The following is a 14,577-nucleotide window of genomic DNA, read 5'->3' on the forward strand; positions in this document are numbered from 1 at the left end:
TGCACACCGGGCTTCGTCGTCCCAGCCGATAATTGATCAGAAAGTCAGTTGCGGCCGCGCGGGGCGGCGAGGTGCTTTCCGGTCGCTGTCGCCTTTCTCGCGCGACCACCTAAGATCGTCGGCGATGGCGCAGCCAAAGTCGAGCCGATGCCCCGTAAACTTCGGCGCGCCGCGCGGCCGGAGTCTGCTGGGCACGGCTCTGTTCAGATCACGAGGCTCGCCTTGTTCGTGGTTTGCCGGAGGTCGCACGGACGACAAACAACTTTTCGGCCGACCGCGGTATGAACTGGCTACGCCGTGTAAAGAGATCGACGACGCTGGAGTTCTGCCGCCACGAAAAGACGCGTTGCGGCACCATCAACGAAAGGCGGTTCTTTGCCCTCGTCATCGCGACGTATAGGAGTCGCCGCTCTTCTTCGACCTCTGCTGGCGTCTTTGCCCTCGACGATGGGATGCAACCATCCACCGCGTTCAAGAGGTAAACGTGGTCCCATTCTTGGCCTTTGGCAGAGTGAATCGTCGAGAGGACCAGACAATCATCATCCGACCGGCCCGGCTTGTTGGGGCCGACTGTGCCTTCCGGCGGCTCGAGAGTGACCTCCACAAGAAACTGCTCACGCGAGCTATAGCTGCTCGCGACAATGCAGAGCTGACCAAGGTCTGCCGCACGAAGCTCGGGATTGTCGTGCTTCATCAGCGGCAAATACCATTTCACCACCTCGGGCAGGCTGGCCTTCCAGGGCCGTTTCTGCAAACGCTTTACCAACCGAACGAATTGCCCCCAATGATCGCCGCAACCGCGAGGTTGGTCGGCGTCTCTGAGCACCAGCCGCCCCATCCGTCCTTCTAGTCGCCCTATCACCTTCATGGCTGCGCTCGGGCCGATGCCCGGCAGCAGCTTCAAGGCCCTCATAGCGGCCACTTCATCACGCGGATTTTCCAGCCAACGTAACAGGCTGAGCACGTCCTTGATGTGCGCGGCTTCGAGAAACTTGACGCCACCCCACTTCTCGAACGGTATGTTGCGCTTCGTCAACTCGATTTCGAGCTTCTGGCTGTGGTGAGACGAGCGCATCAAGACGGCTTGGGCACGAAATGGAATACCTTCCTCCTTTGCTCGAAGAATCTGGCTGGCGATATAAGTGGCTTGTGCCGAGTCGTTCTCGACAACCGCGAGGCTTGGCTTGCCCAAATTCGGCCGGTCGGACCAGAGGTTCTTGGCATATGCACGCGTCGAAAGGTTGATGACCGCATTGCACGCCTTGAGGATCTGGTTTGTCGAACGGTAGTTCTGTTCGAGGTTGATAACCCGGACCTTCGGCAGCACCTGCGGAAAATCTAGAATGTTCTCGACTGTAGCCGCCCTGAACGAATAGATCGCTTGGGCATCGTCGCCGACAACGGTGACGCCTCGGCCATCAGGTTTGAGGCCGAAGAGGATCTTGGCCTGAAGACGGTTGGTGTCTTGGTATTCATCCACCAGCACGTGGCTGAACCGAGTTCGTAACTGGTCGGCTATATCGGGCTGGTTCAGCATCTTCGCCCAGTAAACCAGCAGGTCGTCGTAATCGAAGACGTTCTGCTTGCGCTTTGCTGCCCGGTACTCAGTGAAAAGTTGCCGAAGCTGCTTTGTCCACTTCTTGCTCGCTGGGTACCTCGATTTCAGGACCTCCTTCAGAGGCATGCAGGCATTGATTTTGTATGAGTAGATTTCGAGACATTGGTTCTTGTCTGGAAAATTCACGTCCAGGGTCGAGAAGCCAAGCTGGTGTCTAACCATATCGAGCAGGTCGGCGCTGTCGCCTCTGTCCTTGATCGTGAAATTAGGGGACAAGCTCAATTGCTCCGCAAATTCTCGGACGAGCCGCGCGCCGACAGCGTGAAATGTGCCTGAGTACGGGATCTCACCGACATTCGTGCCTAGGACACGACCAGCCGTGGCAATCGCGCGGCGAGTCATTTCCTGCGCCGCCTTCCGCGTGAACGTAAGCAACAAGATGTTGTCGGGGCTCACTCCGCTTGCCAGAAAATGAACAACCCGGTTCGACAATGTCTCTGTTTTTCCAGTTCCTGCTCCAGCGATGATCAGTAGCGGCCGACCGGGCTGTGCGGGGGCAGACTTGTATCCATGCACAACAGCAGCGCGCTGCGTTTTGTTCATATGCTTCAGATGGTCGAGAGTCATGATTTTTCCTTCGTGAGATATTCGACTACCGACCCCTTTACAGGTTCGTTTTCTCGCGAAGCTTGATAGGCCGGTGAAGGAAACCAGCCCAACGTGCGACACCTTTCGACCACGAATTCAGAGACGCCGCCCAACTAGCCATGAATGCGGGTGCGAGACCTCGACAAGTCTGGTTTCGACACACGCAAGGCAACGCAACAAGCAGGCTGCTGAGCAAGCCTCAGAGCAAGCAAGCATCAGCGCACGTCGAGGTTCACGAAATGGCGGGTCGCACGCAGCGTCAGGCGCGTATCGATGCAAAGTTTCTGTTGCGTGCTCAGCTAGATGTTCTATATTTGTTCTCAGAAACTGATTGAATGAAATGCCTGGCAAACAAGCCAAGACTCTTTCGACTGACCATATCGACGATCTGTTGTTTTTCGCCGAGCGCTCTCGACATCCGCTCCGCAACCGTTTGATCGTTTTGCTCTCAGTCAAGGCTGGCCTTCGCGCGGCCGAGATTGCGAAGCTGAGCTGGGACATGGTCCTGGATCCAAGCGGCGCGGTCGGCGGCACACTGGCGGTACAAGATCAGATTGCGAAGAAGCGCAGCGGGCGAACGATTCCGATTCATGCGGATCTTCGACAGGCACTGGTCAAGGCGCGGCAACTTTGCAATGGGCGCGGTCCCGTAGTCCGGTCCGAGCGCGGCGGCGCATTGACGCCAATGACCATCGTGGTCTGGTTCAACCGCGCCTACAAACAGCTCGGGTTCGAAGGATGCTCGTCGCATTCCGGCCGTCGAACCTTCATTACGCGAGCGGCGCGAGCAGTTCACAAGGCGGGCGGCTCGCTACGGGACGTCCAACTGCTGGCCGGTCACCGGTCAATTCAAACCACGCAGCGCTACATTGATGGCGATAGCGACACCCAACGCAAGTTGATCGCAATGATTTAGCCGAAGGGGCTCTCACTGCGAACGTTGAGAAAGTCGTGCATCTAGATGTCAAACTCAATCGAAAGACACTCTGATCGGTTCCTCCGTGCGGAAGGCTTGATCCGGACCGTCTGTACAGTTGCCGGATCCATGTCGTTTCTCGATGAGATCGACGAGGAGTTCGGGCGGGCAGGTTTAGACCGAGCCGTAGCGCTCGGTGACACAGGCCCAATCGTAGACTGGCTTCTGACGACATTCAGCTTTCAGGGGATCTCCGACCGGGTCGCGCGTGACTACATTGAGAGGCATGGGACGGCTTCCTGGTCCGATATCAACGCAAGCTTTAGGCGACGGCCCTCTTGTCCTAAGCTCCGTAGCTACTGGCATTTCGACCATTGTCGATACGACAAGACAAGCGTCACTTGTTCGGAGCCCGATCATATCGATGCCTGCCCCCTACCCCGCCCTCACCTCCGTAACGGTCGCCTGAACCAGACGGCCTACAGCCTCTTTTTGTTCGTTCGAGACCTTGCGGACTGCGATCTTGTCGGATGGATCGACCGCCAACTGGAAACCGCAAGGGCCGCGCCCGGCACCACGATAGAAGCCGCGCGTCAGGAAGCTCTGGTCGGCCCCCTTCGACACGTTTACGGCGTGTCGGACAAAATCCTAATGATGACGCTTTCGACGCTGCTGATTGGTGCGCGCAACCAGCGGCCAATTTGGTTTGAGACCGGCAAAGCGATGATTGCCGTGGACACGCTGGTCCATAACTTTTTACATCGCACGGGGATCCTTGGAACCTGCGGCACTCCTCACACCTATGGTGCGGCCTGCTATGCTCCTGGCGGCTGCGCCGAAATCATTAGAACTTTGGCTGATCGAATTGATGTGCGCACGTTAAGCCGCGCGTTTCCGCAAAAATTTCCGCGTTTCGTGCAGAATGCCGTCTGGCGCTTTTGCGCAGGTGACGGCTTGAACCTGTGCAATGGCAACCGAATTGACGACCGGCAAGCCTGCGACATCGGCTATTGCTATCTGTACCAAAAATGCGGTCGAGAGCCGCTAAACAGTCGAAAAACTACAGCAAAATCAGTTGTTTATAGCGATATTTAAACAAAAATACTGTTTCATCTGGTCGCAGATTCAGCTATACTGATTACGCAAAGTCTTAGAACGGCTTTGTAACTTTCTAACACTTGGAGATACTTCCATGACTACTTGCCATCGGACTGACGTCGGGCCGCCGCCACTCGGTTCAACTCACATCGCTAGACCTGCAGATCACGGGGCCCTTTCGGGCCCCGTCTGCTTTTGAGGAGGACAAACATGGGAAAACCGAACGAAAAGAAGCCGACCGTTGCTCCGGACAACCTGTTCGTGTTCGGCATCGACGAAGAGGGCAAGCCGCGTGGCGCGCGCTTTGCGGAATTCAACGACAAGGTCGTAAGTGCTGCGAGCAACATGAGGCTCAAGTCCGTTCATGCGGCGTCGGCGGCCTTCAGTGGCATCGCAATGAAACTGCCGACCGGCAGACTGTACGCTAGTGGCAAAGCCTTCGTGCCGCCGATCCGACGCGACCTCGTCGATAAGTTAAATGCTGTCCTGGCGACGCCGGGAGACGAAAGTCAAACTCTAGAGCCCCCCACTACGTCAGCACCGACTGACGCGCAGACGGGGCCTTCCGACGAGCCGAAAGTTCCCGTCGCTGGGCTGCCAAAGACCTGGGACAGTGTTGACGTGGGTTCCGTCGTGCTGGCGATGGATGGCCCGGAAGACGGCTGGTGGGAGTGCGTTGTTCTCAAGCGCGAGGACGCAGTCCTAACCTTGCGCCTGCGCGACTACCCCAAGCAAGGCACCTATATCCGACATCTGACGCAGGTGGCCCTCATCAATCCTGGGGCGGAGTGACCTTGCGCAACTGGCGTTGAAGCTCGGACCACGGCCCGAGCTCTCTTCCTCATGACAGGGCAACGATCGACAAAAGCCCGGCCCTCCATCAAACAAACCATATCGGAGAAATAACCATGTCCATGCAATCGGACGCGGAGAAGACTCGTGTGCTGAACGATGAGTTGCGGAAGCACCTGCTCGGCGGCGGTGCAGTCATCACCGCAGGCATCGCCGAACTAGGACCTAATGTAGTCGAGCGCTTGCTCCTCACCCTTGCCGTATACGATGACTTTCATCACGCCAACGATCCTTACGAGCAGCACGATTTCGGTGTTTTTGAATTCGAAGGCACCCGGGTCGCGTTCAAGATCGACTACTACGATAAATCGCTGACCTTCCATTCGCCAAACCCGGCGGATCCCTCCGTCACTGAACGGATAATTACGATCATGAGGGCGGACGAATACTAGCTCCCTCGCAATCGACCAAGCCTACCCTGCCTGTTCGCTCAAGAGTTTGACGAGCGGCACCGACAATGCCTCAGCAATTCGAGCCATCGCTAAGAGGCTGGGGTTACGCCGCCCTCGCTCGATCCCGCCGATGTAGGTCAAGTCCAGATCAGCCTCGAACGCCAACTTTTCTTGGGTTAGCCGACGCTGCTGGCGAATACGCCGGACATTCTTGCCAACGATGACGCGCCAATCCTGCATTGCCGGATGGAGCACCATCGGGCATATAGTCTCTAGGGACTATATTCCCTATTCGCGAGAATATGGGGTCGAAGCGAGGGCAACTTCCAACACCTTCACTGGAACGAGGAACACCAAAGTGACTGAAGAGCTTTCTGCACCACCGCCGCTGCCGGATCTTGGGGCCGCTACCCAGCCGGGGCCAAACGAGTGGCACTACGTCGTGAACGGCGCTCGGCGAGGCCCGACGACCGCAACGACCATCAAGGACCTCCTGGACAAGAAAGAGATCGAGACCGACACGCAGGTTTGGCGAAAAGGTATGCCTGAATGGAAACCGCTCCGAGAGAGCGACCTCGGTGAACTTGTAGCCTCCGAGCCACCCGCCATTTCGTCGAGCACATCGGCAACGGCTACGTCTGGACGCTGGCCCTCTTACCAATTGTCCTGGGGGTGATCGAAGCGACGGTGAGCGCCAGCAATCAGGACGCTGCGGCCCGCGCTATAGCCTTCGGTATTCCGTACCATGCCAGCCGGGGGCTGCCGTTCCAGGTGCCCGTTGTCATTAACGCCCTGCTCGGTTGGCTCGATGATCGCAGGTTGAAACAGGCGGGATATGGTTCGCGACTCACCAGAGTCACAGCAGTTTTGATTACGCCGGTCTATCTGTTTCTGAGGGCGAAACGCCTGAAGCAACGCCCGTACTACGCAGTTGCCTGGATCCTCAGCATAATCGTGGGCTTCCTGATCTACGCATCCGTTGAAAGCTAGACCCATTGCTACTGCCGGGCTCCACCCCGAGCCCGGCTCTCTCCCCCGAGGGTCATTGCAGTACGACCCAAACGGTGGCGTCCGCTTCGCTGACACTTCGTCGGCAACGCCGCCAAACCAACTAGGCAAAAGAGATGAAATCTATATTTCTGTTGACGTTGTTGCTGTTCTCCGCCGCAGCTTCCGCCGAAGAAGTCAAGATCAAGTGGAAGGGCGACTACCCTCACAACTCAAGCAAGACCTGGACGAAGGACAACCCCTACGACTCCGGCTTCTCAAAGAACTTTAAGAACGGCACGCCGGAAGAGTTCGGCGAAGTGCAGAAGGACGGCGAACTGAAGGCTTTCATATACTCGCCACAGGCCGCCAAAGGTCCGGTGCCGTTCGTCATTCTACTGCACGGCTGCGACGGCCTCGGCACACTTTCCAAGGAGTGGGCGGCGCACGTCGCAGATGTGCTCAACCCACAAGGCACCGGCGTGCTGGTGCTCGACAGCTTCACCACGCGTTATGTGGATCGTTCGTGCGGCCCCGCTGACCTACACTGGGGTCGCCGCCGTGCCGACGATGCCTACTCCGCTCTCGACTACTTGCTCGAGAAGAAGCTGGCAAAGGCCGATGAAGTCTACCTTATGGGTTACAGCAACGGCGGCACGACGACGTTGGTGTCAATGACGACGCAGGAGGCCGACCATCAGCATCACTTTGCTGGCGCCTTCGCGGTGGCCCCAGGTTGCAGTCCATCGTTGCAGCATTCCGCGCTATATACGGGAGCGATTATCATCTTTATGGGTGACCAAGACGACGCGAACAATCCAAAATGGTGTGAAGAACTGGCGAAGAAGAAGCGATCAGTCCCGGTGCAAATGGTCGAGTATCGCGGTGCCAATCATGGTTTCCCAGTGAATGCGCCAGCGCACGAATTCATGGGCTGGCACCTGAGCTACAATCCGACTGCGGAGAAAGACATGATGGAGACCATCAACGCCGCGCTGAAGATGAAAACGTTCGGTGAAGGCGTTGAACTCCGATGACCACTACTATTTATTGAAGATCATCCTGGGTGTTTAATGGGCCAGAAATCGGAACCGCCAGGATTCGATCAGGTCTATGTCCTGGGTCTGGACCACCGAGGCCATCCACGGGGCGCTCGATTCAGCGTCCTAAGGGACAGCATCGTCTCCGCCGCAATGGACATGAATTGCCGCATCCTGATCCGACAGCCCGCCGATGTGACAGCACTGGCCGGAAAACTGCCGCTGGGCTACGTGCACGGCACCGGGAAGACGGTGAGGTTGTTGATCCCGAGAATTGGATACGATCTCTACAGACAGATTTTGGAAGCCGCGCGCACTGCCAGAATTCATGAAGAAACCAGAATCGCCGCTGCGATTTCAATGACCGTGCATTGAGTTTTTTTTCGGCTGGCAAATGGCAAATAACATGACTTGGGAGCGTCCCGACAGCTACGACCGGATGCTAATGCTGAGACAAGTATTAGCAATAAGCCTCGGCAATCTCTGAAGAATGCCCGCAAGCTGCGAGCGCTATGGCTTAGATTAAAAGCCAAGTGGTGAGACTTCCCGCTCCGAGTAGCCGATCGGAACGGGCTCTCTTTTGTTGTCGTCGGTGATCTCAAAGCGCTATTGCTTAGCCGAACTGAACCGCGACCGCAGACACAATACCCAGGTAAGCAATCCGCCTTCCAGACCGACCCGCCGGTTGAAGGAAGAGCCCCCAAGGACTTTTAGTTCCGACCTGGGAATTCACGAACGAGCTTACCATCGACCAACCCGCCACCTTTTCCCTCTGCATCGACCACGCGTGCTTCACGAGCTGTCATACCTTTCTCCACCACAAGCGGGTTGTTGTCATAAGATCCCCACTGCTTATGAAACGGCGCAACATCAAGGCGGCGGCAATCGGCGATGACATCGCGAACCCAATGCGGCCTTAATGTACGTGCACCCGCACCGCTTTCTCCTCCAGATATCAGCCAATCCGGCAAAAGCCCGTTGGTCGGCAACCGCACGGGCCCGAGAGCAGGCTCGTAAGATATGAAGCGAATAACCGCGGGTACTTTCTTTAGACGCTTCCACCGGGAATCAAACCGTGTCTGATCTTCGGCTGTTGTTCCGAGCCAAACGTTGGAATACCCATAGTGCCAATCGGAAGGCAGCATTTTTTCTATATTTTCTGGCCTCTTCGTAAGTACCAGCCAATCTAATGCATCGCATCTTTGGATCACCGCGAACAAGTCCTTGCGCCACGACGAATCAACCTGATTGTCAAAGACGTCCGCGAGCGAAGCGCAAAATACCCGGGGTCGATGGCCATTTTCCTTTTTAAACGTGCGGGCTTGCACGTTCCACTGGATAGGCTTTTTCCAATTTTGTTCTGACGTTCGTTTGCGCTCGCCGTGTGCGCCCCATTGCACCTTTTTATAGCGGTGATCCATCATTGCTTCGGCGTAGCAATTATCACAACCGGGCGACACTTTTTGGCAGCCAATCCACGGATTGAATGTATGATCGCACCATTCGATCTTTGTATTTTCACCCATAACTAAACTCCAAGGTTCAGAGCATCGCTCTGCCCGAAACAACGGTCCCGGTGGCATCCTTTACAAGTTTGTGTTTCTGCTATTGGGCGCGCTGGCCGCTTCGAACTCTCCAAGTGCTGCAGGCGATCTACCGCATCTATATTGATTAGAAGCGCCGCAGGATTACAAAGCAGTCCGCTCATACATTTGCCGACGATCTCAACATTGCTTGGCGCAAAGACATGAGCCCGATCCGCGTGTTGATAAACGCGGTAAGAGTCGCTCGGGCCATTCCAATTGGCACTCTCAGATCGAGTAGCCCGGAAATAACATCGCGAAGGCTCTCGTCCAAGTGATTGATGACGATAGCATCCCTATCGACCTCATAGCCGAGGGAAACCATCGGCCTTGGGGCAACATCAAAAGCCTCGCTTTGGTCGCCAACGAACGTCTCCAGTCGGCTCAGATCCAACCTTAGCGCGGATAGAGTTCTGACAAATCTCCCTCCGTCCAAGCCGCCGAGAACAACGCAGTTCTTCTCCGTGTGTAGATCAGTTCCAGTCATGTTTTTCCTCTTGTTTGCGACGGCACGCCGCCAGTGGCGTGGCTTTGCTACGCAGAGGGAATTTACAAGATCAGTTATCGACTCTAGACGCGCATACGCTATCCTAGCTGAGCCGTCGCTCCGCCGCCTTTGGGCCGTGCAGTTTCCTTCGCCGTCCCTCGACTACGACGCGGGTGCTGCTTGTCCGCCCCCTCGGCACCGAGCTGTCATCCACCTTCAAGGCGACGCGTTTGGCCGTCTTCAAGAGCTTCGCACCATCACCACCAGCTACTGCGAGCTTATCCAGGTGAAGGTGCTTCATAGCGTGAAAAAGCACGATCCGATCACCATGCCGGAGGTTCGCCTTGCCCTGCTTGAATTGCTGAAGAACTACGCCGTCCGCATTCGTAATCGGCCGACCCAGTTCATCTTCCCGATCTCGTACCGAAACCCGATAGCTTTTGCATGGCGATTTCAGAATATACGCCGAGTGCATGGGTAGCCGTCCCTGCTTGATCTTGCGAGTATGGGTGGCATCCAAACCATCCGCGATAGCCGCGTACCAGCCTGCCTGCACTAGCTTCCGGAGCCGTTTCTTCAGCTCCTTTCGCGTGACGCCCCACACCAGAGCATGCAGGTGCCAAAACATGCATCGTTTCCCGGCGTACCGAACCCTCTGCTGCAAATTGACGTAATAGGCTGGCTCGACCATTCCAAAATACGAGAATTCGCGTAGGCCATACCTGAGCCGGTTCTTGATGACTTCCAAGTCAGCCTCAGTTAGTCGGTCCTCCCGCGACCTAGCGCAGGTGACATCCATGAGAGACACGAAATAAACATCCCGGTTGTGGGTGGTGCCATCCCCACCGTCACAAAAGAAGCGCGACAATTCGTTGCTGATGGCTCGTCCCCAGATACGACGTGAAAAAGGGTTTACGGCCAATAGATCAAATCTAAACCTACCTTTCGACAGTTCGCGATCACCCCGCGACAATGTGTGGCGTTTGCGAGACAACTGAAAAGCACGGCGCAGGGCCGACTGCTCTACCGACTGCCAATAGTCGATCCTCGTGTTTCGGTAGAAAGTCATGTTCATCTCCAATCCGCTGCTGGAGATGCTTTACAAGTTGTCGCGTCATGCAGATTTGGGCGTAGGCGGCTTAAAGTGCCCAGTTGGGGGCTGTAGATCGTCTGTTGGTTGATTGGTGTGTTCAAGCAGCAAGCAGCAGCATCTATCTTGTGGCACGAATTATCAATCGCCAATGCTTAACAGGCTGCTGGGCGGTCTCTTTAAGAGAACACCGCATTGTCTCTCCGAGCAGCCGCGGGCCGCATGAGATCGATCCCAAGGATCGCCAGGTTGTTTGGATCGGATCTGTCGAGTTTTTAGCGCGGGCGCAGGAGGCTCCTGTTTGATTGGGCCTCGTCCGACTATTCTGAACCATGTCCTCGGATCGCACACCACGCCCACGTAGCAGCCACGGCATTTTTGGCGACTGACAAAGCCGCCATTGTCGCAACTCACGCCCCGCTGTTGGCGCAGGCTCAATGACCAGCTCCATCGAGCAAATCAGGCTGCCCCGGGGGATGACGAAGCGTTGGACGACGCGTCCGTCCTACCATTCCAGACTTTAGCAGGCGCGCATTGGTCCCGCTTCGGAGATCGCGAATGATCCTCCAGTCCCTTATCGGAGATGCGCGCATAGGTATTAGGCGGCACGCAAGCCCGAGAAAGACCTCCGGTTGCGCCGGAGGTCTTTCCCGCCTCAGATGAAGAGCGTGGTCACTCCTCTGATTCCTCCCAATCTTCGTCTTCGCCTTCGTCTTCGTCTTGGTCGCCAAGGCTATCCACACGCACAACGCGTTTCACGTGGAAATCGCCGTCACTTTCACTTACCCGCGATACGAGCACGGTGAGCCTCGCCCCCTCCTCTTGGTCCATTAGCTGGTCGCGGTCAGACGGCTCCAGCCAAAGGGCAAGCGGGACTTTTCCATCTGGAGTCGACGGTGGTTTGTTCGCCGCCGCCATTTGCCTTTGCTTTTTCTTTTTGCACCATTCGGAGTAGAGCTTCTCGATCCCCTCCTTCTTGAGGGTGGCAGCAGTATCCTTCACAGGCACCTGGCGCTCGCGAAGGAATTCCAAGGCCCCACACCGCTTCGATGCGAGTTTCCTGGCCTTGCGCGATGACGCACCCGTAGCTTTGGCGACAACCTCGAGAGGCCAATTGAAGGGACCTGACTTTTTTCGAACTTCCTTCTCCTTCTTCACTGCGCGCACGAACTGTTTCTGCAGCGCTTCGCTATCTAAAAGTTTGACGATGATGCGTTGTGCCGTCTGCAAGGTGTCGCGGAGCAGAGCTTGATGTCCCTTGTTGGACTTCCTGAACTTGCGTCCGCTGTTGTTGAGTTCCTCCAAAAAACTTTCGATCGTGACAGTCGCCTTTGGAGTGTTCACTTTGCCGCTCTGCTTGCGTGGGGAGGAAGGAGGGCCACTTTTTTTGCGCTTAGTCATGGAGAAGCCCCCCAAAAGCAGGAGCATTACCAAACCAGCGCGCCTCTTCTTCGATCGAAATCAAGGTACGCTTTCCGACTTTCCTCGGGAGAAGACGACCTTCTTTGATTTCCTTGTAGGCGGTAGTCCGTCCAATTCCGTTACGGAAACAGAACTGCTCCAAGCTGACGCAATTTCGTTCCGTGTATTCCGACTTGCTCATGGACATAATTCTCCACACCGCTCGGTCGAGCGGGAAGATCAGTTTCGGGTGAATCTGAAATTTGAGTGGGCTTAACGGTCGTCCGCTAGCTGCAGGCCTAATGCCTGCCGCGTCCGGCGCGAAGCACCATTCGAAACATCAGTCTTCGGTGAATCTGAAATTTGTGGATTCAACGGTCGGCCGCGAGTTGCAGGCATACCGCCTGCCGCGTCGAGCCACGAAGTAGCATTCAGCAACGTCTTCGCGGACACTCGTTGCCTGCAAGGCGGAGCTAATGCAATCCGCCGGCAGAGACATGAAGCCTCGACGTTCTAGTCGTCCAGCGACTCCGAACGTCTCTCCCAATCAGTTGGCCAGTCTAGGATCAGTTCAATTTCTGTCTTGATCCTAAGAGCCAGACTATCGCGTCAACCCACATTCTACAAGCTGTATTGCTGGATCCATCTTGCAATTTCTAGAACGTTGATCTTGCGTGAGACGATGCATGAACCGCTCAATCCGAAACGCAAGCCAACTCGTGAAGGGGTTAAAGCCGCGGAAAATTCGCGCCAAGCTGGAGGCGTTCATTGCCGCTCGGGAACGTCCGCCGAAGAGCGACCACTTTTCAGGTGTTTTGCGTTGAAGAAAATTTGAAGAAGCCAATCAAGACTGCGACCAACAATCGCGTAAGACCTTGATTTTGCTGGCGCTCCCTAGGGGAATCGAACCCCTGTTTCAGCCTTGAGAGGGCCGCGTCCTAACCGCTAGACGAAGGGAGCGTGAGGGCTAGCCAATAACCTCGAAAGTTGTCCGCCGCAAGGACCCGAACCGTCCTTTTAAGGCTCATTGGCAAATTTCAGCTTTCCGGCCGGCTTGAGCGTGTGCGCATCGAAGGTGCGGATCTCGGTGACCCCGCTGATATCGAGCGTGACCACGAGGCGGTCGCCGGCTACGCCGGTGGAGACGATTCTGGCGCCCTTCGGCAGGGTGGCGATGACGTCACCCACGGGTTCGGGCGCCCTTCCCTCCGACTTGAAAAGGCGGTAGCCCACCGCGATCAGGACGGCGCAGATGGCCAGCGCCGAGGTCAACCCCGCGATCAGCATCATCCGCCGCACCCGCGCGAACAGCGCGGCCTGCTCGGGGGTCGGTTCGGGAACAGCGGTATCAGACGTCGTCATGGATAGCTCAGGCTCAGCGCAACGGTTGGAGGTCGTGGTCGAAGGCGACGAGGGTTCGGCCCGGCTTGACCGCGTGCTGGCGGCGCGCCTTCCCGACCTGTCGCGATCAAGGCTCAAAGCCCTGATTCTGGCGGGCGCCGTGAGCGTGAAGGCCACCGCGGTCCGCGACCCCGCTTATCACGTCGCATCCGGCGATACGATCACAATCGACGTGCCGGAGGCGGCCCCGCCGGAGCCGAAAGGCGAAGATATCGCCCTCGATATCGTGTTCGAGGACGACGACATCATCGTCATCAACAAGCCGAAGGGGCTGGTGGTGCATCCCGCGGCCGGGCACGAGACAGGGACATTGGTCAATGCGCTGATCGCCCATTGCGGCACCTCGCTGTCGGGCATCGGCGGAGTGCGCCGGCCGGGCATCGTGCACCGGCTGGACAAGGACACGACCGGGCTGATGGTGGTGGCCAAGAACGACCTCGCGCATGCCTCGCTCACCGCCCAGTTCGCCGACCATGGCCGCACGGGGCCGATGCGGCGCGGCTACATGGCGTTTGCGTGGGGGCTGCCGGGCCGGCATCGGGGCACGGTCGACGCGCCGATCGACCGCCACCCGCATGCGCGGGAGAAGATGGCCGTGCGCCAGGGCGGCCGCGAGGCGGTGACGCATTGGGAGCTGCTCGAGAGTTTTGCGGGCCGCGATGGCAAGCCGATCGCCGGACTGCTGGCCTGCGAGCTCGAGACCGGGCGCACCCACCAGATCCGCGTCCACCTCGCCCATATCGGCCACCCCCTGATGGGCGACGCGGTCTACGGCCCGCATTTCAAGACCAAGGCCAACCAGCTCGGGCCGGAATCGCAAGGAGCTTTAACGGCGCTTGGCCGTCAGGCCTTGCATGCTTATCTGCTGGTACTTGAGCACCCCCGGACCGGAGAACTTCTTCACTGGGAGGCGGGTCTGCCGGAGGATTTGCTTCTCCTGGCGCGCGCTCTGAAAGCGGCGCTATGACGCAGGGGCTTTGAGAAAACCCTTACCTTACAAAAAGTTATAGCTGCCACACGGGGACGTGACGTCAGCAATCCTTCCCTTTTTGACCCCCGATGGGGTATATTGCGCCTGCGTTGGAAATGACCAACGCGGAACATCGCAGCTACGGCCGGCTTTA

At 57.0% G+C, this 14,577-nt stretch carries 16 protein-coding genes and 1 tRNA gene; 9 read left to right on the forward strand and 8 right to left on the reverse strand.

From position 1 onward, the window contains the following. Positions 1-208 precede the first annotated feature (208 nt). A complete protein-coding gene (locus FXB40_RS03660) occupies positions 209-2,185 on the reverse strand; it encodes an ATP-dependent helicase (protein WP_148770838.1) in 1,977 nt (658 codons plus the stop codon). A gap of 361 nt (positions 2,186-2,546) precedes the next feature. Here FXB40_RS03660 and FXB40_RS03665 point away from each other — a divergent pair, with 361 nt between their 5' ends. The 4 genes from FXB40_RS03665 (at position 2,547) to FXB40_RS03680 (ending at position 5,464) form a co-directional block, all read left to right on the forward strand. Continuing rightward, positions 2,547-3,122 carry a tyrosine-type recombinase/integrase gene (locus tag FXB40_RS03665; RefSeq protein ID WP_148770839.1) on the forward strand — a complete coding sequence of 192 codons (576 nt, stop codon included), beginning with the start codon at positions 2,547-2,549 and terminating at the stop codon, positions 3,120-3,122. A 129-nt stretch (positions 3,123-3,251) separates the two neighbouring features. Next, complete coding sequence (locus FXB40_RS03670) at positions 3,252-4,217, forward strand: hypothetical protein (RefSeq protein ID WP_148770840.1); 966 nt, start codon at positions 3,252-3,254, stop codon at positions 4,215-4,217. 213 nt (positions 4,218-4,430) lie between these two features. Beyond that, the gene (locus FXB40_RS03675) at positions 4,431-5,012 is read left to right on the forward strand and encodes a hypothetical protein (RefSeq protein WP_148770841.1); all 582 of its coding nucleotides are present in this window, start codon (positions 4,431-4,433) and stop codon (positions 5,010-5,012) included. Positions 5,013-5,128: 116 nt separating this feature from the next. Continuing rightward, on the forward strand, positions 5,129-5,464 hold the full coding sequence (locus tag FXB40_RS03680) for a DUF3768 domain-containing protein (RefSeq protein ID WP_148770842.1): 336 nt from the start codon (positions 5,129-5,131) through the stop codon (positions 5,462-5,464). Between the two features lie 21 nt (positions 5,465-5,485). Here FXB40_RS03680 and FXB40_RS03685 read toward each other — a convergent pair whose 3' ends face one another. Continuing rightward, positions 5,486-5,722 (reverse strand): helix-turn-helix domain-containing protein, encoded by a 237-nt coding sequence (locus FXB40_RS03685; protein ID WP_187436646.1) that lies wholly within the window; start codon positions 5,720-5,722, stop codon positions 5,486-5,488. Between FXB40_RS03685 and FXB40_RS50310 the strand changes: the two genes are divergently transcribed. From FXB40_RS50310 to FXB40_RS03705, 4 genes are all read left to right on the forward strand, one after another. Continuing rightward, on the forward strand, positions 5,685-6,140 hold the full coding sequence (locus FXB40_RS50310) for a DUF4339 domain-containing protein (RefSeq protein ID WP_148770844.1): 456 nt from the start codon (positions 5,685-5,687) through the stop codon (positions 6,138-6,140). The two genes, FXB40_RS03685 and FXB40_RS50310, sit on opposite strands and share 38 nt — an antisense overlap. Further along, positions 6,137-6,454, forward strand: a complete 318-nt coding sequence (locus tag FXB40_RS03695) for a hypothetical protein (protein WP_148770845.1) — start codon at positions 6,137-6,139, stop codon at positions 6,452-6,454. Before FXB40_RS50310 ends, FXB40_RS03695 begins: the two co-directional genes overlap by 4 nt. A 134-nt stretch (positions 6,455-6,588) precedes the next feature. Beyond that, entirely contained in the window at positions 6,589-7,488 is a 900-nt protein-coding gene (locus FXB40_RS03700) for a dienelactone hydrolase family protein (RefSeq protein WP_148770846.1), read from the forward strand. A 36-nt stretch (positions 7,489-7,524) separates the two neighbouring features. Then, positions 7,525-7,866 (forward strand): hypothetical protein, encoded by a 342-nt coding sequence (locus FXB40_RS03705; RefSeq protein WP_148770847.1) that lies wholly within the window; start codon positions 7,525-7,527, stop codon positions 7,864-7,866. 335 nt (positions 7,867-8,201) lie between these two features. On the opposite strand, the gene FXB40_RS03710 is transcribed toward FXB40_RS03705, so the two are convergent. The 6 genes from FXB40_RS03710 to FXB40_RS03735 all read right to left on the reverse strand — a co-directional run bounded on the left by FXB40_RS03710 (position 8,202) and on the right by FXB40_RS03735 (position 13,414). Further along, complete coding sequence (locus FXB40_RS03710) at positions 8,202-9,017, reverse strand: DUF5131 family protein (RefSeq protein ID WP_210352122.1); 816 nt, start codon at positions 9,015-9,017, stop codon at positions 8,202-8,204. Positions 9,018-9,664: 647 nt separating this feature from the next. Beyond that, the gene (locus tag FXB40_RS03715) at positions 9,665-10,630 is read right to left on the reverse strand and encodes a hypothetical protein (RefSeq protein ID WP_148770849.1); all 966 of its coding nucleotides are present in this window, start codon (positions 10,628-10,630) and stop codon (positions 9,665-9,667) included. Between the two features lie 693 nt (positions 10,631-11,323). Beyond that, entirely contained in the window at positions 11,324-12,052 is a 729-nt protein-coding gene (locus tag FXB40_RS03720; protein ID WP_148770850.1) for a hypothetical protein, read from the reverse strand. Next, complete coding sequence (locus FXB40_RS03725; protein ID WP_148770851.1) at positions 12,045-12,254, reverse strand: MerR family transcriptional regulator; 210 nt, start codon at positions 12,252-12,254, stop codon at positions 12,045-12,047. Before FXB40_RS03725 ends, FXB40_RS03720 begins: the two co-directional genes overlap by 8 nt. A gap of 683 nt (positions 12,255-12,937) precedes the next feature. Then, a tRNA-Glu gene (locus FXB40_RS03730) sits at positions 12,938-13,012 on the reverse strand. 57 nt (positions 13,013-13,069) lie between these two features. Beyond that, entirely contained in the window at positions 13,070-13,414 is a 345-nt protein-coding gene (locus FXB40_RS03735) for a hypothetical protein (RefSeq protein ID WP_148770852.1), read from the reverse strand. Here FXB40_RS03735 and FXB40_RS03740 point away from each other — a divergent pair. After that, entirely contained in the window at positions 13,413-14,420 is a 1,008-nt protein-coding gene (locus FXB40_RS03740) for an RluA family pseudouridine synthase (RefSeq protein WP_148770853.1), read from the forward strand. The two genes, FXB40_RS03735 and FXB40_RS03740, sit on opposite strands and share 2 nt — an antisense overlap. The last annotated feature ends 157 nt before the right edge of the window (positions 14,421-14,577 follow it).

This window comes from Bradyrhizobium rifense (genome assembly GCF_008123425.1).
Lineage (GTDB): Bacteria > Pseudomonadota > Alphaproteobacteria > Rhizobiales > Xanthobacteraceae > Bradyrhizobium > Bradyrhizobium rifense.